12 protein-coding genes are annotated in these 20,980 nt (G+C 72.0%); 5 read left to right on the top strand and 7 right to left on the bottom strand.

Translation table 11 applies throughout. The features are described from left to right. Positions 1 to 72: 72 nt before the first annotated feature. Together AB0O19_RS14895 and AB0O19_RS14890 are read right to left on the bottom strand one after the other, a co-directional pair. Complete coding sequence (locus tag AB0O19_RS14895; protein ID WP_363619681.1) at positions 73 to 6,222, bottom strand: hypothetical protein; 6,150 nt, start codon at positions 6,220 to 6,222, stop codon at positions 73 to 75. Between the two features lie 185 nt (positions 6,223 to 6,407). Then, complete coding sequence (locus AB0O19_RS14890) at positions 6,408 to 7,349, bottom strand: hypothetical protein (protein WP_363619679.1); 942 nt, start codon at positions 7,347 to 7,349, stop codon at positions 6,408 to 6,410. A gap of 185 nt (positions 7,350 to 7,534) precedes the next feature. Here AB0O19_RS14890 and AB0O19_RS14885 point away from each other — a divergent pair, with 185 nt between their 5' ends. From AB0O19_RS14885 to AB0O19_RS14875, 3 genes are all read left to right on the top strand, one after another. Beyond that, positions 7,535 to 9,634, top strand: coding sequence for a hypothetical protein (locus tag AB0O19_RS14885; protein ID WP_363619677.1), 2,100 nt, complete (start codon positions 7,535 to 7,537; stop codon positions 9,632 to 9,634). Between the two features lie 522 nt (positions 9,635 to 10,156). After that, positions 10,157 to 11,356, top strand: a complete 1,200-nt coding sequence (locus AB0O19_RS14880) for a serine hydrolase domain-containing protein (protein WP_363619675.1) — start codon at positions 10,157 to 10,159, stop codon at positions 11,354 to 11,356. 47 nt (positions 11,357 to 11,403) lie between these two features. Beyond that, positions 11,404 to 12,186 (top strand): MerR family transcriptional regulator, encoded by a 783-nt coding sequence (locus AB0O19_RS14875; protein WP_363619673.1) that lies wholly within the window; start codon positions 11,404 to 11,406, stop codon positions 12,184 to 12,186. Between the two features lie 19 nt (positions 12,187 to 12,205). On the opposite strand, the gene AB0O19_RS14870 is transcribed toward AB0O19_RS14875, so the two are convergent. Next, positions 12,206 to 13,687, bottom strand: coding sequence for a CoA transferase (locus AB0O19_RS14870; RefSeq protein WP_363619671.1), 1,482 nt, complete (start codon positions 13,685 to 13,687; stop codon positions 12,206 to 12,208). After that, the gene (locus AB0O19_RS14865) at positions 13,674 to 15,491 is read right to left on the bottom strand and encodes an acyclic terpene utilization AtuA family protein (protein WP_363619669.1); all 1,818 of its coding nucleotides are present in this window, start codon (positions 15,489 to 15,491) and stop codon (positions 13,674 to 13,676) included. The genes AB0O19_RS14870 and AB0O19_RS14865 overlap by 14 nt, the downstream gene beginning before the upstream one ends. Positions 15,492 to 15,633: 142 nt before the next feature. On the opposite strand from AB0O19_RS14865, the gene AB0O19_RS14860 reads away from it, so the two are divergent. Then, a complete protein-coding gene (locus AB0O19_RS14860) occupies positions 15,634 to 16,551 on the top strand; it encodes a LysR family transcriptional regulator (protein WP_363619893.1) in 918 nt (305 codons plus the stop codon). Between the two features lie 110 nt (positions 16,552 to 16,661). Here the strand turns inward: AB0O19_RS14860 and AB0O19_RS14855 are convergent, their stop codons facing one another. Beyond that, a complete protein-coding gene (locus tag AB0O19_RS14855) occupies positions 16,662 to 18,275 on the bottom strand; it encodes an FAD-dependent monooxygenase (protein ID WP_363619667.1) in 1,614 nt (537 codons plus the stop codon). A 98-nt stretch (positions 18,276 to 18,373) separates the two neighbouring features. On the opposite strand from AB0O19_RS14855, the gene AB0O19_RS14850 reads away from it, so the two are divergent. Further along, positions 18,374 to 19,096, top strand: coding sequence for a TetR/AcrR family transcriptional regulator (locus AB0O19_RS14850; RefSeq protein WP_363619665.1), 723 nt, complete (start codon positions 18,374 to 18,376; stop codon positions 19,094 to 19,096). A gap of 140 nt (positions 19,097 to 19,236) precedes the next feature. Here AB0O19_RS14850 and AB0O19_RS14845 read toward each other — a convergent pair whose 3' ends face one another. Beyond that, on the bottom strand, positions 19,237 to 20,298 hold the full coding sequence (locus AB0O19_RS14845) for a CU044_5270 family protein (RefSeq protein ID WP_363619663.1): 1,062 nt from the start codon (positions 20,296 to 20,298) through the stop codon (positions 19,237 to 19,239). Beyond that, positions 20,295 to 20,936, bottom strand: a complete 642-nt coding sequence (locus tag AB0O19_RS14840; RefSeq protein WP_363619662.1) for an RNA polymerase sigma factor — start codon at positions 20,934 to 20,936, stop codon at positions 20,295 to 20,297. The genes AB0O19_RS14845 and AB0O19_RS14840 overlap by 4 nt, the downstream gene beginning before the upstream one ends. Between the last annotated feature and the right edge of the window lie 44 nt (positions 20,937 to 20,980).

Genomic DNA, 20,980 nt, shown 5'->3' with positions numbered 1-20,980 from the left:
GCTACGCGCTCGGCGGGGCTGCCGCGGCAGTCGGCACGGGCCTGTGGCCTGCGGCGACACCGGGAAGAACGGCTAGTCGAAGGATGGGCTGACCGAATCGGAGAGTCCGACCGCATCGAGGTCCTTCGCCAGCCAGTTGTAGGCGAGAGCCGTAGCCGGAGTGTCCCCGAACACCCACAGGGCCTCACGGACGACGCTCCGGCTGGACCATGCGGCCGATTCGGGGCGGAGGTGGCGAAAGTCGGCCTGGCCGTCGACGGAGCCGGACCACGGCCAGGAGTCGGGCTCGGCACGGACGTCCTCCACCCGGGTGACGTCGACGTGCGACGAGGAACCGAGCGGCAACGGGACAACGACACGCGAGAACGTGGGCCCGAAACCCCAGCCACGGTCGGTCCCGGCGGGGGGCCAGCTGATCTTGCAGGCGAACCGCACCGGCAGCGCACCACCGAGGAACAAGGTCCGCCGGACGGGAGACAGGTACTGCGCGACGATGTCCTCGTAGATGGAGAGGGCGCCGGAGTAGACCTGTCCGACCAGGTCGATCAGCACCTCCTCGCTGTACGCACTCGAAATGTCGCCCGACATCTGCTCCAGCGGGACATCCGGTACCGGGTAGGGGCGGCGGATCAATCCGTCACGCGTGATCGGGAGGCTCTGTTCGACGCACTGGTCGCGGAGTTCCGCCAACTGCGACCTCGACACGACCTCGCCGCGCCGGAACCGCAGCAGGACGGCGTCCGGCGCGTGGCGGAAGATCTCGTCGATCGTGGAGACGACGTCGGGGATCGGAACGGGACGGTGCGCCCATGTGCCACGCTGGTCGGTCAGCAGCCGGGCGAGGCTCCAAACCTCTTCCAGACGCGCGGCCGGGTTGTCCGGCAGTGGAAAGGCCCTGTGCTCCAGCACCTGTGCCATGCTGCTCTTCACCCAGGACAGGGAAAGCCGCCACGGCCAGGCGGGGACATCGGACGCGACGGTCACCGAACGGAGCGAGGTGATCCTCAGCCCGTCCACTTCGCCTCGTTTCAGGTCCGGCGGGGCAGTGGTCTCGAAGAAGCGCTCACGGCCGTCGAAGGCTGCGGGGTCGGCGAACACGAGGCCGAGACTGCTGGAGCTCTCGGTGCCTGATCCGACCCCGATGGGGACCCCTCGGCCGGTTCCGTCCGCGCAGCTGAGCAGGGCGCTCGCGCGGCCGACTCCGCCGAGCCAGGCGTCGAGCGTCCCGGACAGGCGCCGGGCGCATTCGAGGGCCTCGGGGTGCGCGACCGTCGATCCGTGCCCGAAGCTCGGGACGGCCTTTTCGGTGATCCATGCGGCCAACCCGGGGTCAACGGCCGTCAGATCGCTCAGCAGCGACGTCACGCGGTCCCAGGGGCCGCTGGAGACGACGAAGGTCAGAGCGTCCCGCCACCGGTCCCGGCGCTGTGGGGAGAACTCCACGAGCTCCGGCAGTCCGTTGTCCAGGACGTACTGGCCTCCGAAGTACTGTCCCAGCACCGGGAGGGCGAAGGTGAGCGTGCGCTGCCGGTGGACGACCAGCCTGGTCCGGACGAGTCGGAGCTGTTCCTCCCTGGTCCCGGCCTCGCCTGCCGGGACGGCGCCACCGGAGTCCAGGGTGAGCCGGCCGAGCCGGCCGAGCAGGGTGTACGTGTCGTCACCGAGCCCGGGGGCCCGCGCGAGCGCCCGTTCGACGAGGGCGGCGAGGAACTCCCCTCGTGAGTGGGGTACATCGGAGCCGGCCTTCCGGCAGTCGGCGGCGATCAGCGCGAAGAGCGGCCGGTGCAGTGCGTCGCGGATCTCGGGGTTGGAGTGCCACGCCAGCGCCCGTGGTGCCCCCACCCTGTCGAGGAGGTCGCGGAGTTCGGTGTCCGAGAGTGCGGGCAGGGTGAGACAGTCAGCGCTCTGAAGGAGGCTGTCGGGGCGGCTGGTGGCCAGGACCTTCCGGCCGGACGCGCTGTAGACCCAGGCCCGGAGGTCGTCGAGGATCTCCGCCGAGCGCCCGGCACCGAACTCGTCCAGGCCGTCGAGGAAGACCGTCACCTGGTCGTGGTCGCCGGGGAACCGCGCAAGCTGTTCGTCGAGCGCTCGCAGCAGGTCGGGCCCACTCGACTTCACGGTGAGGTGGACCGGCAGCGGCGCGCGGAGGTCGTCGATGGCCCGCAGCGCCGACGTCCGGTACTCGCGTTCCAGGGCAACGGTCTTCCCCGAGCCGAAGTCGCCCGTCAGAACGGCGATCCTGCGTCCGCTGTGGAATCGCCCGAACTCCCGGCACACGCCGACGGCACCGTCGTCGGCCAGTTCCTCCGCCTGTTCGGGTGCCAGCCCCACGGCGATCCAGCGCGTCACCAGCCGTCCCCGGCTGGCGGACAGGCCGGCGAGGAGCGCGTCCCTCCTGGCCGGCCCACTCGGCGGGTCGTCGCCGGAGGCCGCCCGCCGAACGTGGCGCGCGGCGGCGGCAGCCTCGCGATCGAGGCCGATCGGGCGAGCGAACCCGTCCTCGGACGAAGGGAGTTCGGACCCTCCGTTCAGCTGTCCGATGACATTCGTGTCGATGTAATGACCGTTGAACTCGTAGTGGTCCCCCAGGACGATCGTTCCCCCCTGTTCGGGGAACGACAGGATGCCGACCAGTTCGTCGAGGGGAACTCCCGACCATCCGGCCGCGGCATAGCCGTTCTGTGCGGCGACGAGCGCGGACTTCAGACCCAGTCGCCAAGGGAATTCCGCGACCAGTGACTTGAGGACACGGAGCGCTTCCGGGGTGCATCTGCGAGTCAGCGTCCGGGGGATGGCTTCCCGCCACTCCACGACCTGCTGCGCAGCATCGACGAAATTGCCTCCCACGGGGTAGGCGGTTTCGGCGGCGGCGGACAAGGAGTGCAGCCAGCGGTAGAGCTCGGCCAGTTCGGCCTCGGCCAGCGGTGCTTCGATCCGCTGCCGCGCCGCCTCCGCGGTACAGGCCTCCGCCAGGCCGCGGCTGAACGACTCCGATCTACCGGTCAGCGTCCGAAGGCGCGGCCACGCCCCGGGAGAGTCCGTGGTCAGCAGCGCCTTGGCCGCCCTTACCGCCAGCTCCGCTCGGACGGGCTCCTGGAAGTCCGCCACCCCCTTCAGCACCTCGGCCACGAGAGCGTGTGCCGGCTCGCTTCCCACCGGCAGCAAGGCTTCGAGCAATACCGACCAGGTGTCCAGGATCGCCCTGTCGTCACCCGCTGCCTGCCCGATCTCCTCGGCCACTGACCGGGCCAGGCCCTCCATCACGAGTGCCAGCGGCGCGGACCACTGCGGTTCCAGGAGTCGCAGGTTGCAAGGGTGCCGCCCGTGCTCCAGGTCTGCTCGGACACATCGTTCGACGGTTTCCGCGAAATCGTCCGGCGCGTGCTCTGCGGCGAGGCGCAGCAGCGCCGCCTGCACCTCACGAAGCACCCCCTCGGGCGCAGTCGGCGGACTGCACGCGACTGCCGCTGTCCAACGCGGCCAGATGTGTTCGGGAACCTCGCCGATTCGGCCGACCCGGTGCAGGAGGACGAGCGACTGATGGCCCGCCCAGGCTCGCAGGTCCTGCTTGTCCGTCCCGAGCCAGGAATCACGGTGGTCGTGCTCGGCCCGGAGGTAGTGCAGCGCGCAGTCCGGAAGCACGGCCAGCTGCTCGGCGGAGAACAACGCGGCGCCCGGCCAGTCCTTGATGTCACCGCTGTCGCACGCCTTGGTCCTGCCGCCCTCGAGAGGCACTTGGAGGTTCCACAGCAATTTCCAGAAGCTGTCGGTGTCACCGTTTCGGGCACCGGCGAGGGCCGCATGCTGAAAACCGGACAGTTCGGCGGATGCGCCGGCCGCCTCGGACGCATTCCGTTCGGCTTCGGAATGCATGCGCAGGAAGTTCGCCATCTCCAGCGGAACTCCCTCGAAGATCCACCTCAACCGCGCCCAGGTCGGATCCTCCCGCCGCTCCCAGAGGAGTTCGAAAGCCTCCTGGTCGTCGTGGCGGTAGAGATGGAACGCGAGGGTCACGTAGGCTTCCGCGATCTCCGGCTCGCCGGCCCGCACTGCCCGATCCCCCTGGTCCAGGACCCACCCGAAGTCCTCCGCCTTCGCCAGACTGCACAGGGAGCGACGATCCGGTGCCGCCCACCGCAGGCGGGTGAGCTCCCACAGCACCGCCACGGACGATTGGCCGTCGCTGAGGCTCTCCCTGACCAGCGCGTCCACGAACGCCAACCGACCGGACCGGGCCGCAGCGGCATCGCAGGCGCCCGGCCCGGTGTCGTCCATGCCGCTCGGACAGGAAACCCGCGCATGCCGCCGGAGGCGCCCGGCGACGATCACCGCCGCCTGCGGATAGAGCGCCGCGGCGCGCTCGGAGCTCAGCACGCGATCGACGACCGCGTCGACGAACTGCTCCACCGCCGGATCGTCCGAACCGGGGAACCCGGAGTCCCGGGCGACCAGCCGGCCCAGCAGACCGGCCGCCTGCTCCTCGTCGCAGTCGGCCACCAGAACTCGGAGGAACGCGCGATAGCTGCCGTACAGATGGGTGTTCCGCGGCGGTCGCAGCACCCTCAGCACCGTCGCGAGGTCGAGATGACCGGGCCAGAGCCCGGTCAGCAGGACGCCTCGGAGCTCATCGTCCGGATCGACGCGAGCGGCGTACTCGTCGTCCTCCAGGGAGCAGAGCAGGGGCCGCAGTTCGTTCGCGGCCGTCTCGGGGGCGCAGGCGAACGCCGCGCTCATGGCGAGCCTGCGCTCGGTCGCCGGCCAGCGGTCGTCTCGGCACAGGGCGAGCAGCGGGGCCACCAGGGCGGGCTCGGCGCAGCCCCGGGCGAGCTGTAGAGCCACCCGTACCCGCGCCCGCATCGGCCAGTCGTCGTCCAGCGCGGTCGGGTCGCCCACCAGGGCCGCACCGAGTTGCTCCCCCACCCGTGGGTGGAGCAGGCTCCAGCGGGTGAGCTGCCACCGGTTGGGGCTCAACTCCACCTCGGCCGCGTCCTCCAGGAGCCGGGCGACGATCAACTCGCGCATCGCGTCGGACCGCACCAGCGAGCTGTGGACGGTCACGCTCTCGGGATCCGCGTCGGCCAGCCATCCGACGTGCTCCGGATCGAGGGCGACCAGCCAGGCCGCCGTCTCACGCAGGGGCGGAGGGATGCGGGCCGCGCTCGCCCCCGGGATGTCGACCAGGAAGAGCGCCTTCAGCTGCCGGCGCGTCAACCGTCGACGAACCAGGTACGAGGCGGCGAGATAGGCCGACAGCGACGAATGCCGGAACGCGCTGCGTTCACGGTTGGTCGCGGTGAACAGGGCGGTGTGAAGCACCTCGCGCACCGCCGGCGGGGTGACGTGGAAGCGGTCTCCCGGCGCGGTCTCCTCCTCTCCCCCGGCCACGTCGTCGATCTCCAGGTCGAGCCGGTGCCGCTGATCGCGGTGCGCGGGCTCGTGCCAGAGCGTCCGTCGTCCCGACAGCAGCATCCGGGCGGCGATCCGGCCGGCGATCTCCACGCGCTGCCTGGGCAACGTCTGCGGTGGGCCCGGGGTGTTGCGTCCGGGATCGTGTTCGGCGGCCAGCAGCCGGGCACCGCTCGCGAAGAGCCCGTGGGGATCACCGCTCAGGCCGTCGTTCTCCCGGCAGGAACGAACGAGCAGTTCCAGCGTCAGCGGCGCGCTGGCCAGGGCGCCCGCGCCGACCGACACCGCGGCGGTCACGAGGCCCTCGCCGTCCGTACCGGTGCTGTCGACCAGGCGCACGGCCTCGGCACGGGACAGTGGCGCGAGGTCGACGAACAGGCAGTCGCTGAAGTGTTCGGTGAGTACGTCGGTCAGCCGCGGGGGCCAGTCGGCGGTTCGGCAGGCCAGCAGCATCCGCAGGCCCGTGGTGTCCCTGCCGTTCAGCGACCTCGCCAGGGCGCCGTGCAGGGGGAGCAGCCGGGGGCTCTCGTCCAGCTGGTCCAGCACGATGGTCACGCGGCGGGCAGCTGCCGCACCCGATGCCGCCTGCGGCGGCTCCGACGCCGTGGTGTCCCCGCTCCGCCGGGGCTTGCGGGGCAGGCCGTCCAGAAACCGTCCGATCAGCTGCTGGTAGGAGTACTCGGTCAGCTCGGAGCCGTCGACCCAGACGTAGCTGTCCGAGGTCTCCGGATTCGCCGGGTCCAGCGGTGTCAAGTCCTCGACCAGACGCCGCAGCACCGTCGTCTTCCCGCCGCCGGGCTCGCCCAGCAACACCATGACCCCGGCTCCCGCCACTTCCTCCGGCCTCAGCAGGGCCCCCGGGAGCACCTGTCCGTCCACCGGCCGATATCCCGCCTCCTCGTCCAGGAAGCCGTCGTACCCGAGCGGAAACAAGTCCTCGACCGGATCACTGCCCGCCCGGACCCGGCACAGCCGTTCGGCCTGGACCTGGAACAGATTCCTCAACGATCACCACCCGAGTGGGGCCGCTCCGCACGGCAACCTGCTTGTCTGCCCGTCACCGTCGAGCCCGTGAAGACTCCGTTGAACTCGTAGTGGTCACCGCCGTAGCGGCGATCACCGCCGGTCCTGCCGGCAGGTCGCTCCCGTGCTGTGGCGAACGTGGTGGCGAACGTGCCGCCACCTGGACCGGCCGACTGCCTCAGGGGGAGGCCGGCGATCACGGACGACACCGCGGCGGCAGCAGAAGCCGCCGCTCTCGATCGCGATCCGTCGGCGTCGATGGCCTGTCCGGCGTCCTGCGCACGACCGTCCACCCCGCACACCACCAACGCCTGGCGAGCACGGCGAAGGTACACCACTGCGGACCCTGCGCTCCCGTCGTCGACCGCCACCGCGTCCTGGTGGTCGTTGCTCAACCGTTCGGCCACCTCCCCGGCCACCTCCCCGGCCGTCACGTCGACCGGAACACCTCCGGAAACGATCGGCTTGAAGTGGACGGCCGGTCTCCCGGTCAGGAGCACCCCCGGAGCGATCCGGTCGCGCCATCGCCCGTCGGCGAGAGCTGCCGAGGCATCCTGAACCAGGGACACCGGTGGCTGCCACGGCCGTGGAGAGCCGCCGAGCCCCTCGGAGTACGGGCCCGCCAGTTCGTGATGCACCTCGGTGGCGACCACGACGTCGCCGAGCGCGATGTCGTCCTCCAGGCAGTTCACGACATCGACGAAGAACAGCACGGCGGGTTCGGTTTCACCGACACGTTCGGCAATCACCGCAGCGGCCCGGTCGTACCCGCTGACGAGGACGGACGCGACCCGCCACGAACTCCCGGTCAGCCGGCCGCACGCCACGAACTTCCTTTCCCCGACCGGCCATCGCTCCACCCCATCCAGCTGGCGCAGAAGTGCCTGGTACATCACCGGTAGGGTCGTCAGCACGGTCACCGCTCCCGACTGCCCACCCACCCGTGCACTCTTCATCACCCTTCCTCCCTTCACCGCAGCGGTCCAGAGCGACCGCACGGACGACTTTCGAGCTGCCAACTTCCCTGTATACCAGTCTTGTTGATCATCACTATCGAATCCAGGCGTTTACCCATCGCCGCCTCGAAACCCGCTAGCGTCCTGCCATGGCCAACCACCCGGACGCACCTCCCGACGAGACGGCAGACGAGGAGTGCGGTGCCGGCACCGGTACCTCGTCCGAGGACCTGGCCGACTTCCTGAGAACCGGCGATCGGACCGGCCCGGTCATCTACGCGCCACACGGAAACATCAACACCGGTGCGGTACACGGCGACCAGCGCATCCTCAACGACCATGCGGCTCATCATGAGGACCGTCACGGACACGTCCACAGCGGCCCGATCCCACCGGCGGAACTCGCCGATGCGCAATCGGGCTTCGCGGAACCGGACTGGTTCGCCGGCGCCCTGGCCTCACCTGGAGCGCGGCTGTTCTTCCTCGCCGGGCGGCCGGGGACAGGACGGCGCACCGCGGCCGTCAATCTGCTGCTCCGCCTGCTTCTCCGCCGCAGTCGGCCGGGCAGCACGCTGTGGGCCGTCGACGGCGATACGGACCTGTCGTCGTGGCGGCCCCGCCGAGGAGCGGCCGGCGGCTACCTGCTGGACGACCGGCAGGCCCCGCGCCCCTTGAGGCTCAGCACCGTGCACCATCTCCAGCAGTCGCTGGACAGCGCCGACGCCTACCTGGTGATCGTCGCACCCGACAGCCCCGAACTCGTCCGGGCTCTGGAACACCAGCTCCACGTCAGTCCGCTGAGACACCAACCACCAATCCCCGAAGTCGTGTTCGCGGCCCGCTTCGCGGCCGCGGTACCGGACCCGAACGAACGCGACCGGCTGCTCGGAGGCCTGGCGCCCGGTCTGCTGGACGCACTGCTCGTCCCGGAACTGGTGCCCGCCGAAGTCGCCGAGTTGGCGACGGCGGTGGCCACCTCGGCCGGGAAGTCCCTGACACTCGACAGCCTGCAGGAGCGACTGGTCCTCCTCGCCGACAGCGAAGCTCCGCGCCTCGTCGCCGAGTTGCGCGCGAACCCGCACGCCTTGGCGTTCCTGCTGGCCGTCTGCGTCTTCGAGGGCCTCGACCACCGGGTCGTCCAGGAACAGGCAGAACGGCTCCTCGGCATCGTCGGCGGCACTCTTCGGACCGCACCCGGGAACGGCGATGACGGAAGCCCACAGCTCTGCGCCAATCCTCGATTCGTCCTCGCGTGGCCGTGGGAAGAGCTGCTGCACATCGTCCGCGCGGAGCGAACGCCGCCGGAGATCCGTACCGGGCCACCTCACCCCCAGAGGCTGGAGCCGGTGCGATTCACGCGACACCGGCAGGCGGAAGCGGTCCTACGACATGTCTGGCGCGAGTACAGCGACCTCGCCGCGGCGCTGACCACATGGCTCGAACACGTCGCCGACACTGCTGAACTGACCGCGGCGGCCGGCCGCGCCCTGGGCCTGGCCGCGGGTTGCGGCGTCGGCTCCCGGACGTTCCGGCGGATCGAGGTCCTCGCCGTGTCGGGACGCGGCGCCGACCGGGCGATCGCGGCCCATGCCCTGAGTGCAGCGGCCACCGATCCGGCTCTGGCAGGACGAGTCGAGTCCTTTCTGAACCAGTTGAGCTGGAGCCATGACCCGCGACTTCGCGGCACCGTGGCCCACGTCTGCGGCACCTCCTTCGGACGCTCTCGACCGGATCGTGCCATGGAGTTACTCCTCCGGGTCGCCCAAGGGCCCGGCGGTGAACCGAGCCTGCTGGTCCAACGCGCCGTCCGGCCCTCCGTGGTGAGCCTGTTCACCTCGGGCAGCCAGCCGACGGTTGTGCGGCACCTGTCGAGCTGGCTGCGGCAGAGCGAGGCCGCCGCCGAATTGGCCCTGCGCCTCTTTCCGCATCTCCTGGCGGATCTCCTCACCGAGGCGTCCTGGTTCCACCGTGAAATCCTCGCCGAGGGCGAGTGCATGCAGCCGGTCGTCGAACTGATCCGCCACAGCCTGGACCACGACGGGGTCTTCGACCTGACCTGTCGGCACCTGGTCCGATGGTGTCGCCTCGCTCCGACCGGTCCCCGGAACGGGGCCGTGGAAATCCTGTTCCGCGAGCTGGCCCGGCACCAAGGACGCGGGACACGACGACTGTCCACCGTCCTCGCCCCGGGCAGCGGCCTCCTGCCGGCCGATCGCCGGAGCGAATCCGGGACGACCCGGGGCACATGACGGCCGTCACCTGCCGTACGCGGCCGGCCGGCGCACGGGAATCCGGACCATCCGGACCCGACCGCAGCCTGGTCAAGGCGGCTCGGAACCACTGATCCGCCGCGAGGGTGACGGCCGGCCCTCGGCTCGTTCAGTGGGGGAGGCGGGCGTGTGTGCGGCCGGGAACGTCGCACCGGTGGCGTGCGCGTTTCACGGCCGTGGACCCGTCGTACCCGAAGCGGCGGCCGCCGTCACGGGCGACGCGCGGCGGTGCGCCCCGGTGGCGGCGGGCACCACGCGGAAACCCGCGGTTCTCGCCACTTCTCTCATCGAGAACTGCCGGGCTGCCACTGGTCCGTGGCGGCCTCCCGGTGGCGGGTGGCGTGGAGACTGCCGAGCGGCGGGGGCGCCTGCCCGCCGGGGCTTGCCCCCACTCGCCTGTGAGCGAGATCACCATTGAGGTTGACCTTGGGTCAGGGCTCAAGCTCCTCGCAACGGCACGACGCCGACCCGGGCGTCACCGATGTGAAGGAGCACACCACCATGCCACTCCCCCTTTCCGGCCCTTCCGGCCCTTCCGGCCAGGACGAGAGCACCCTGCGGACCGTCGCCCCCGACTCCGCCGGACAGGACCGCCCGGAACTGCGGAAGGCGATCGAGGAGATCGTCGACTCCGGTTTCACCGGGGTGTCGCTGCGCGTGCACGACGAGCGGGGCGCGTGGGTCGGCAGCGCCGGGGCGGCCGAACTGGGCGGGGCCGCGAAGCCGCCGACGGACGGGCGGGTCCGGATCGGCAGCAGCACCAAGACCTTCACCGCGACCCTGGTGCTGCAACTGGTGGCCGAGGGCAAGATCGGGCTGGACACCCCCGCGGCGCACTACCTGCCCGAGTTCGGGCTGGACGGGCGGATCACGGTGCGGATGCTGTTGCAGCACACCAGCGGGGTGTTCAACCACACCGGCGAGGTCTACGCCGACGGGACGGTCGCGCCGGGCATCCCCATCCCCTACGGCACCACGGGCAGCGAGTGGATGGACAACCGGTTCAAGACCTACCGGCCGCAGGAGCTGGTACGGCTGGCGCTGTCCAGGCCGGCGCGGTTCGAGCCGGGGGCGGGCTGGAGCTACTCCAACACCAACTACGTGCTGGCCCGGCTGCTGATCGAGAAGGTCACCGGCCGCCCGGTCGCCGAGGAGATGCGGCGGCTGGTCCTGGGGCCGCTCGGACTGTCGGGCACCGTGGTGCCGGGCACCTCGCCGGAGATCCCCGAGCCGCACGCCCACGCCTACTACCGGTACGAGGACGCCGGCGAGCAGAGGACGGTCGACATCACCCGCCAGAACCCCTCCTGGATCTCCAGCGGCGGCGACATGATCTCCACCACCCGGGACCTCCACACGTTCATCTCCGCGCTCCTGGGCGGCAGGCTCCTGCCGCCCCCGCTGCTGGCCGAGATGTGTACCCCGCACCCGACGGGCATCCCGAACATGGACTACGGCCTGGGCGTGTTCGTGGTGACGACGGACGACGGCGCCACCGTCATCTCCCACAACGGCGCCGCCGTGGGCCACGCGGCGCTGATGTACGGCACGCCCGACGGCAGCAGGACCCTGACCGCCGCGCTGAACTGCGTGGACGACGCCGGCCTGTCCGTCGGCGGGGCGTTCCAGCAGGCGATGCACAGGCTCGTCGGCGAGGTGTTCCGCGGCGGGCAGGCCGATCCGGCCCGGCCGACGGACTGATGTGCTGCGCGTAGCCACCGAGTTCGAACCCGAGGCAGGATTGGCGGATGAACGGAGTCACGATCGGGCAGGCGGCGGCGTTCGTCGGCGTCACGGTGAAGACGGTGCGGCACTACCACAAGCTCGGCCTGGCCGAGGAGCCGGAACGCGACAGCTCCGGATACCGGCGGTACGGATCGGCCGACCTGTTGCGGCTGGTGCAGGTCCGGACGCTGGCCGCCGCCGGGGTGCCGCTGGCCGAGACCGGGCCCCTGCTCGACGCCGACGCCGCGCTGTTCACCGCCAAGCTCGCCGACGTCGAACGTCAACTCACCGAACGGATCGAGGAGTTGACCGCACGGCGCGACATGCTGCACCGGCTCGCCGACGGCGACCGGGCGCTGCTGCCCGACCGCGCCGTGGCACTGCTGGAGCGGATGGCCGGCCTCGGCTTCACCCCGGACGAGGCGGCGGCCACCAGGGAGGGCTGGGTGCTGGCCAGGGCCCTGGTCCCGGAAGGCTTCGACGACTACCTCACCCATGTCGAACACGCCCTGCTGGACAGCCGGTTCGTCGCCTTGCTCAAGCGCGGCGCCGAAGCCGCGGCCTGGGAGCCGGACGACCCGCGCATCGCCGAACTCGCGACCGCCGCGGCCGACCACTTCCTCGCCAACCCCGCCCAGCTGAAGATCGTGACCGGCCTCCAAGCCCGCGCCGAAGCCGCGCGCCGGTACCAGCTGATCGCCCACCACGGCGAAGAACAGGGATCGGGCGGGGCCCGGCTGGTCGCACTGGTCGAGACCGAGCTCCGCTCCGCCGGCGTCCGCATCCCCGGGCCGGACTCCCCCTGACCGGCCCGGGGTCGCGGCGTCACCGCTCCCATTGCGGGCGGCAGGAGCCCCGGGGCACGAGGACGGTGCGGTACCGGCCGGGGGTGCGGGACATGGCCACCTGGTCGGTGACGCCCTGGTAGCGGCCCAGCGGGGTGTCGGCGGTGAAGGTCCGTGGGGGCAGGTAGGCGTGCTGCTCGCCGTGTCCGGCGGCCTCGTGGGCATAGGCGTGGTCGAACACCCCCATGGCGAGGATCCACAGGGCGGCGCGGGTCAGCGAGACGTGGACCCGGTAGCTGCCGCCGTGGGTGGCCCGGCGGGTCAGGGCCTCGACGACGCCGGCGGCCATCAGCCAGGAGACGATGTAGTCGTTGACCACGAGGATCGGCGGCAGTGCGGGGCGTTGGCCGCCGCCTTCCAGCAGCATCATGCCGGTCAGGCTTCCGGCGCTCTGGTCGAAGCCCACGCGCTCCGCCCAGGGGCCTCGTTCACCGTTGAGCGAGGCGGTGGCGTGGACGATGCCGGGGCGCAGGTGCGCGGCCTCCTGCGCGGTGAGGCCGATCCGTTCCAGGTATCCCGGCCTGCGGTTGGCGTAGAAGACGTCGGCCGAGGCGAGCAGTTCTCTGATCCGCCGGGCGCCTTCGCCCTGGTAGGGGTCCACGGTGGCCGACCGTACGCCGACGTTGGCGCTGGCGTAGGTGAGGTCGTGTTCGAACTCGTCCGGGCGCCAGAGGTTGAGGACGTCGGCGCCGTGCAGGGCGAGGGCCCGGCCGAGGCCGGCGCCGGCGATCACGTGGCCCATGCCGAGCGCGCGCGTCCCGGACAGGGGCTGGTCGGCGCCGTGGGGGAACGGCTCGGGCTCGCTGTCGGCGATCTTGGTGATCTCGATCAGCGGAAGGTCGGCGAGGACGTCGCGGTAGTGCCGCTCGGCGAGCAGTTCGCCGGTGGTGCGCAGCATCGGCAGGACCACTCCGGCCGCCCCGGCGGCTTCCTCCAGCTCGCGCGCGTCGCGGCGGGCGATGGCGGCGGCCACGCGGTCGGGGTCGTCCGGGACGTCGAGCAGCCGCTGGGCGGCGATCTTGATCTTGGGGTAGGGGTTGAGGGGCATGACCCAACGGTCGTCCGCCGTGCGGTAGAAGCGGAATCCCAGGGCCTGGGAGGGGTTCGACGAGGCGGTGGGCGGGTGGCCGTTCAGCAGTTCCCATCTGCGCTCGTAGAAGGGGCAGAGCCGGTGCGGGGTGACCCGCAGGTCCACCGCGATGTCCTGTCCGGAACCGCCGCGCAGCCGCCAGAGCTTGGCGATGGCGGCGGACTTGGCGGCCAGCGCGATGGCGGAGGCGGCCCCGAGGCGCAGGGTGCTGGGCACCACCGGGTCCGCGCCGTGGAAGGCGATGGCACCCCCGGTGTCGGCGGGGCTCATCCCGATCCCGGCCAGGACCTGGGCGAGGTGGGCGTGCGGGTCGAAGGCGTCGTGGGTCAGCGGGTCGGCGACCGCTTCGGCGAGTTGGTCAGTGAGCGTCATCGGGGCCCTCCGCGCCGGTCAGCAGCGCTTCGGGGACCAGGACGTGCTTGGCGCGCAGGTATTCGCCGACCGCCTTGCCGACCTGGTCGACCCGCAGATTGGACGACCCACCGGTTCCCAGCAGTCCGCGCAGGACGAAGTGCACGGCGCGCAGGTGCTCGAACTCGTGGCGGACCACGTCGAGGTCCTTCGCCTCCGGCAGCAGGCGCCGCAGCTGCGCCGTGGTCAGCGTCCGGCGCAGCCACGGCCACACGGCGGGGTCGTGGGCCCAGATCCCCACGTTGCTGTTGCCGCCCTTGTCGCCGCTGCGGGCGTAGGTGACCGTGCCCAGCGGCACGCGGCGCACCCGGGTGGCCTCCACGGCTTCCTCGACGGCTTCCTCTACGGCTTCCTCGGGCTCGGGGTGGACGGGCTGACGGACCGTCGCCGTCCGGGAGGGGGGTGCGATGTCGAGGGTGCGGCCTTCGGCGAGGACCACCCGGTGGGCCACGGCGGTGATGTCCAGCAGGGCGGGCCAGTAGTCGATCCTGGGTTTCGGGCTGGTCTGCGGGACGGCCTGGCCGTCCAGGAAGAAGCCCGGGATGCTCTGCAGGTACAGGCTGCCCAGCCGGCCCGCGAGGTCGAGGCGCTCCAGCGGCTCGCGCTCGCGGGCGGCGGCCATGACCCGCAGCGCGACCGTCGCGTCCCACTGCGTCTCGGGGTCGGTGGCCGCGGTCCCGATCCTGGTGATGTCCAGCTCGTCCACGCCCGCGGGCAGGTCCCTGCCGATCTGGGCGCGCAGCAGGTCCACCTTCTCCTCGACCTCGGGCGCGGTCACGTAGACGGTGTTCACGACCGTGTGGCCGATGGGCGCGAAGAGCGCGACCTTGGTCGTCGGCGACGGAGGCGAACCCGCCGCCCCGGACACCCGGACCCGGTCGGGACCGGCCGGATGGAGCCGGACGCCGTCCAGGTGGACGGTGACGTCGGGATTGAGGTAGCGCGGCCCCTGGATCTCGTACACGAGCTGGGCGGTGACGGTGTCGACCGTGACGGCCCCGCCGTCCCGCCGGTGCTTGGTGATCACGCTGGTGCCGTCCTCGGCGATCTCGGCGATCGGGAAGCCGGGGGTGAGCATGCCCGGGATGCGGGTGAAGCCGGAGAAGTTGCCGCCGACGGCCTGCGGGCCGCATTCGATGATGTGCCCGGCGACGACCGCACCGGCCAGCCGGTCCCAGTCCGTGCCGTCCCAGCCGTGCCACCACGCCGCCGGGCCCAGGGCCAGGGACGCGTCCGTGACCCGGCCGCACACGACGATGTCCGCGCCCTCGGCCAGCGCCCGCGCGATGCCCCAACCGCCGAGGTAGGCGTTGGCAGACACGGGCTCCGCGCCCCACGACGCCAGCGGCCGGCCGGTGTCGAGGTGCTCCAACCGGTGCCCTGCCCGCGCCAGTTCGGGCAGCCGGGGCAGCAGGTCGTCGCCCTCGACGTGGGCCACCGAGACCTCGGCGCCCGCCCGGGCGGCCGCCGCGCGCACGGCCTCGGCCAGGGCGGCGGGCCGGAAACCGCCCGCGTTGGTCACCACCTTGACCCGCCGCCGGGCCAGCGTGGCCAGGTGCGGCCGCAGCTGGTCGAGGAAGTACTCGACGTAGCCCCGCGCCGGATCCTCCTGGTACTGCGCCGACAGGCCGGCGAGGGTGATCTCCGCCAGGTAGTCACCGACCAGCACGTCGACCGGGTCACCGGCCACGGCCTCGTCGATGGCGGTGTACCGGTCTCCCAGGTAGCCGGAGAAGTTGGCGATGCGAACGGGTCGGCCGCTCATGGTCAACACCTTCCCTCGATGGGGTGAGCCCTTCCCGTCCGACGTTAGGAGGCGACCGTCCCCGGCGGCCACGACCAATCCCCGCACGCGCACGTGACCGCACCGGTCACGTGGAAGACGGGCGTATGTTGTGGCGGTGGACATGCTGCACCTGCGGTACTTCGTGGCCGTCGCCGAGGAGTTGAACTTCACCCGCGCCGCCGCGCGCCTGCACATGGCGACCTCCCCGCTGAGCCAGCGCATCAGGGACCTGGAACGCGAACTCGCCACCCCCCTGTTCGTCCGCACCCACCACAAGGTCGAACTCACCCCCGCCGGCGAGACGCTGCTACCGGCGGCCCGCGACACGATCCGACGGTTCGACGCCCTCCCCGGCCTCGTCCGCACGGCGGCCGGCAACACCGCGCGCACCGTCGTCATCGGCATCGCACCCGATGTGTCCACCGAACTGCGGACCGGCTTCCTGAACACCGTCGCGGCCCGGCACCCCGATCTCCTCCTGCGGCTGCGCCCCGCCAGCACCGAGCCCCTGGTGCGCTCCCTGCTCACCGGCGAGATCGACATGGGCTTCCTCCACGGCCCCGTCACCGGCCCCGGCATCCGCACCCTCGACCTGGAGACGGCCCCGGTGGCCGTGGTGGTCGGACGCGGGACCGGCTTCGACGCCCGCACGACCGTCCGGCTGGAAGAGCTCGCGCACCTGCCGTTCGCCTCGATCGGCTACGACGCCGCACCGGAGATCTACCGCAGACTGGACGACGCCCTGAACCGGGTCGCGGTCCGCAAGCGCATCAGGCTCGAAGGGGACAACTTCGGCGGCCTGGCCCACCTGGTCGCCGCGGGCCAGGCTTTCACCCTCATCGCCCTGGGCGGTGGCACCACGGGCAAGGCCTTCACCGGCGAGCCCGTCGTGACCCTCGCCATCGAAGGCGGCGAGCTCACCCTCACCACCGTCGCGGCCTGGCACCAGGACCGGCCCGGCCCCGGCGAGATGCTGGCCGAACTGGCCGCCACCCTCGCCGAAGGTCTGCCCACCACCCACGGCCCCTCGCCGGGGTGACGCCGCGGGAGCGGGCGGGGAGTCGGCACCACGGCTGAACGGCCGCCCCCGCGGAGCGGGGGGCAACGCCGTGCGGCAGGACACCCGCCGAGGTCGACGCGCACCGGGGTTCAGCGCACCGGCTCGGGCTCCGGCGAGGGGGACGGCGTGCCCGCCCAGCGGTGCAGGGCGGCTTCGAGGCCGGCGGCGGCATCGGCGGCGGCATCGGCGGTGTCGGTGTCGGTGTCGGTGGTGTCGCAGGCCCAGGCGACCACTCCATCCGGGCGGACGAGGACTCCGGTCGGCGTCGCGTGGTCGTCGGTCACGCTGGTCACGCTGCTCACCCGCCCGGTCCAGCCCGCGGCGAGACGGGTGAACGCGCCGTCCGCCGTGCGGTCGAGCAGCAGGAACCCGCCGCCGTGGCCGTGGTCGACCAGCCGGGAGCCGTCCCCCAGCCACAGGTCGGGGGCGTACCGCCCGACCAGCGGGTGGTCGCCGGGCAGGTCGACGCGCTGCGTCACCCCGGAGATCTTCTTGACCGCGTAGGTCGCGCCCGCCCCGGTGCCCAGCAGGTCGGCGACGACCTCCCGGAGCGCGGCCGACTTGGCGTCCCCGCGCATCACCCCGATCTGGGCCCTCGTCCAGTCCAGTACCCAGGCGCCGAGGGGGCGGCGCTCGGCGTCGTAGGTGTCGAGCAGCCCTTCGGGCGCCCACCCGGCGACCACGGCGCCGAGCTTCCAGCCGAGGTTCATCGCGTCGCCGACCCCGAGGTTGAGCCCCTGGCCGCCGAACGGCGAGTGCACGTGCGCGGCGTCGCCGGCCAGGAGCACCCGCCCCGAGCGGTAGGCCGCGGCCTGGCGGGCGTTGTCGCTCCAGCGGGTCGCGGGGCCACGCAGCGCGGTGAGCGTGACGTCGGTGCCCGAGACCCGGCGCAGGCTGCTCTGCACCTCTTCAAGGGTGACCGGCGCGGAGCGGTCGGCGGGGGCGCCGCCGAACTCCACGGTGACCACCCGCCCGGGCTGCGGCCCGCAACGGTAGGCGCCCTTGGACGACCACACCCATCCATCCGCGAGCACCGTGGGGTCGGCGATGTCGACGACCGCCAGGTGTCCGGTGAGTTCGGGGTCGGTGCCGGGGAAGCCGATGCCCGCGAGGCGGCGCACAGTGCTGCGCCCGCCGTCGCACCCGACCAGCCATCCGGTGCGCACCGTACCGGCGGTGGTGGTGACGAGCACGCCGTCGCCGGTGTCTTCGAACGCGGTGACCTCCACCCCGCGACGCACCGCCACGCCCAGACGCGCGACCTGGCCGGCCAGCAGCGCCTCCAGCTCGCGCTGCGGCACCATCCGGGCTCCGTCGACGGCGGTGTGCGCGGCGAGGTCGGTATCGGACCAGTCCACGAGGTCGGCGTCGAGGACCATCCCGGCGAAGTGCCCGGTGAAGCGGGGTGCGCGCGCCGGCCGGCCACCGCCGGGCGGCCGGTCGACCGCGCGGGCGAACGACCCGACCCGTTCGAGCTGCTCCCGCTGCACCTGTTCGGCGGCCGGCAGCAGGCCGCGGCGGTCGAGCGCCTCGGCCGTCGGGACGTTGACCGCCCCCGCCTTCATCGACCGGTCCGGCTCGGCGAGCCGTTCGAGCACCTGCACCGTCGCCCCGGAGAGCGCCAGTTCGGCGGCGAGCACGAGGCCCACCGGCCCGGCGCCGACGACGGTCACGTCCACGTCCTGGTTCATGGTCTGGTTCATGGTCTGGTTCGAATCCTGATGCGGATCCCGGTTCACATTCCTAGTCACGAACAGTGTTCTATAAACGAACGGCGTTCGTGTCAAGCTATGATGGTCCGGTGAACCCGAGAGAGCGACGCGCGGCACGCCACCAGCCGCCGAACCCCGACGCCGAAACCGACCCCAGGCCGCGACGCCGCAAGGCCCCCATCACCGTGGACCAGGTCATCGACACCGCGCTGGGCGTCATCGCCACCGAGGGCTACGAGGCACTGACCATGCGCCGCCTCGCCGGCGCCCTCGACACCGGACCCGCCTCCCTCTACGCCCACGTCGTCAACAAGGCCGACCTCGACGAGCTGCTCATCGGACGGCTGTGCGCCGCGCTCGCCCTGCCCGAGCCCGACCCCGCGGCCTGGCGGGACCAGATCCGCGGCGTCTGCACCCGGATCCGCGACCAGTACCTGGACTACCCCGGGATCTCCCGCGCCGCGCTCGCCATGGCCCCCACCGACCTCGAAACCATGCGCGTCAGCGAAGGGATGCTGGCGATCCTGCTCGCCGGCGGCGTCGCCCCACAGGCCGCCGCCTGGGCCGTCGACGCGCTCCTGCTGTACGTGGCCGCCTACTGCCTCGAAACCTCGATCGTGCGCCAGCGAGCAGCACACGACGACGACACGTGGGTCCTCGACCGCGACGAGCTGCTGCGCCGCCTCACCGCCCTGCCCGCCGAGACCTTCCCCCACACCACCCGCCACGCCGCCGAACTCACCGCCGGCACGGGCCACGACCGCTTCGACTTCACCGTCTCCCTGATGATCGACGGCCTCGCCCGCCGCTAGGGCGTGACGTTCCGAAGCCGGCCGGGTCCACTGTCAACTGCTGTTCACGCAGCTCCGCCCGTCTGCTCACACAGCTCCGCCCGTCGCCCCGGCCCGAGAACGGGGGCCGGAGCGACGGGCGGGGCGACGGGCGGGTGCGATCAGGCCTGGGCGTTGCCCGGCTGGCGGCCGGGGGCGTCGGCGGCGGCGCGCTTGAGGACGGCGGTGTTCGCGGTGACGGTGCCGGGCTCGACCCCGGAGGCCGCGGTGACCTGGACGCTGCGCTCGCCCAGGAAGGCGTAGGAGCTGCGGTCGAAGATGATCTCGTCGCGGGAGCCGGTGGCGGTGTTGGTCCGGGCGATGGCGATGCCGGTGCGCCCGGCGGCGTCGGTGGCGCTGTCGAGGAGGACGACGCCGGGGATGCGGGCCGCGGCCTGGTAGAGCGCGGCGGCGAGCTTGCCGGGGACGGCCTGCTCGCGGATCAGGTCGGCGATGGTGACGAACGCCTCCTGGTCCGGCCCGTTGCCGCTTCCCTTGGTCTCGGCGTAGATCTTCTGCAGCAGTTCCTGCGGGTCGGTGGGCAGGGTGCGCACGTAGTCGTAGGAGGGCGCGTTCAGGTAGGCACCACTGCCCGATTCGAGCGCCTTGCCGCCTTCCGGGGACTTGCCCTCTTCGGTGAGCCAGCCGGTGCGGCCGTCGGCCGAGTGCCAGACCTGCCGCTGGTGGGGCTTCTCGACCCACACCTTCGAGGTGCCGCTGGCGGCGTCGATGGTACCCGTGGGGTGGGAGACGGTGCTCTCGATGTAGACGTACTGCCCCGGCCGCAGGACGAGGTCCGGCGCGGCCGCGGCGGCCAGCGAGATCCGCTCCACCGCGCCGGCCAGGCCCGCGGTGTCGCCCGCCGAGACCTGGATGACGGGCGCGGCGACGCGCTCACTGCGCGCGGGGGTCGTTCCCGGGCTGCCGAGCGTGGTGGCCGCCACGGTGGCGGCGAGGGCGAAGGCCGCCACCGTGGTGGGCACGGCGATCAGCAGCCGCCGACGCCTCCTGGCCTCGGGGCGGACCGGCACTGCGGCTTCGGGGGTACGGGTGATCTCGTTCATCAGGAACTCCTCGATCTGGCGCTGTCGGCCGAGCGGGGCGGCCGGTGCTCCGGCCGCCGGCAGCAGGTGCCTCAGCTCCGCGTCCTCAAGCGGCTGCTGCCACTCCGGGGTGCTGGTCATCTGTTCCACTCCTTGTTCGACCGGGCCGGAACCATCCGGCCACCCTGTACTTGTCCGACCCCCCGCAGGGGTTCCCGGCGAGTTTTCGAGGCCTGCCGCAGTTCCTTGTCGGCCAGAGCACGCAGCCGGGTCCGGGCCCTGGAGAGCCTGGAGCGCACGGTGCCGACCGGGATGCCGAGGGCCTCGGCGGCCTCGGGGTAGCTGAGGCCCGCCCACACGCACAGCGAGAACACCTCGCGCTCCCCGCGGCGCAGTTTCTCCAGCGCCGCCTTGGCAGCGAGCAGTTGATCGCGGTCGGCGAGCCGGCCGACCAACTCGTCGGCGAAGTCCGGGGCGGGTTCGGCGAGCGGCATGCGGGCGAGGGCGGCCGCATGCCGGCGGGCGGCCCTGGCCCGGTTGCGCAGCACGTTGACGGTGATGCCCATCAACCACGGGCGAGGAGTGGTTCCCTCGTCGCGGAGCTTGTCCCGCAGCCGCCAGGCCTCCAGGAAGACCACCGCCATGACGTCCTCGGCACCGGCGCGGTCCCCACTCACCCGGACGGCGTGTGCCAGAACCGCGTGCGAGTGCTCCTGGAACAACTGCCGGAAGGCGCCCGGGTCCCCGGCTCTGATCCGTTCGTGCAGCGAATAGTCCACACCTCTGGTTGTCCGGCCACCACGAAGCAGTTCCAGTGAGCTGC

Origin of the sequence: Kitasatospora sp. NPDC091276 (assembly GCF_040684355.1) — a bacterium.
Taxonomy (GTDB): Bacteria; Actinomycetota; Actinomycetes; order Streptomycetales; family Streptomycetaceae; genus Kitasatospora.
Note: the sequence above shows the minus strand (reverse complement) of the source record. Positions and strands in the feature narration are given on the sequence as shown.

Excerpts from the sequence above, each read along its gene's own strand:
- AB0O19_RS14895 (WP_363619681.1), bottom strand. The coding sequence starts at position 6,222 with ATGGTGTTGCTGGGCGAGCCCGGCGGCGGGAAGACGACGGTGCTGCGG.
- AB0O19_RS14865 (WP_363619669.1), bottom strand. The coding sequence starts at position 15,491 with ATGAGCGGCCGACCCGTTCGCATCGCCAACTTCTCCGGCTACCTGGGA.
- AB0O19_RS14880 (WP_363619675.1), top strand. The coding sequence starts at position 10,157 with ATGCCACTCCCCCTTTCCGGCCCTTCCGGCCCTTCCGGCCAGGACGAG.
- AB0O19_RS14875 (WP_363619673.1), top strand. The coding sequence starts at position 11,404 with ATGAACGGAGTCACGATCGGGCAGGCGGCGGCGTTCGTCGGCGTCACG.
- AB0O19_RS14855 (WP_363619667.1), bottom strand. The coding sequence starts at position 18,275 with ATGAACCAGACCATGAACCAGGACGTGGACGTGACCGTCGTCGGCGCC.
- AB0O19_RS14885 (WP_363619677.1), top strand. The coding sequence starts at position 7,535 with ATGGCCAACCACCCGGACGCACCTCCCGACGAGACGGCAGACGAGGAG.
- AB0O19_RS14870 (WP_363619671.1), bottom strand. The coding sequence starts at position 13,687 with ATGACGCTCACTGACCAACTCGCCGAAGCGGTCGCCGACCCGCTGACC.
- AB0O19_RS14845 (WP_363619663.1), bottom strand. The coding sequence starts at position 20,298 with ATGACCAGCACCCCGGAGTGGCAGCAGCCGCTTGAGGACGCGGAGCTG.
- AB0O19_RS14860 (WP_363619893.1), top strand. The coding sequence starts at position 15,634 with ATGCTGCACCTGCGGTACTTCGTGGCCGTCGCCGAGGAGTTGAACTTC.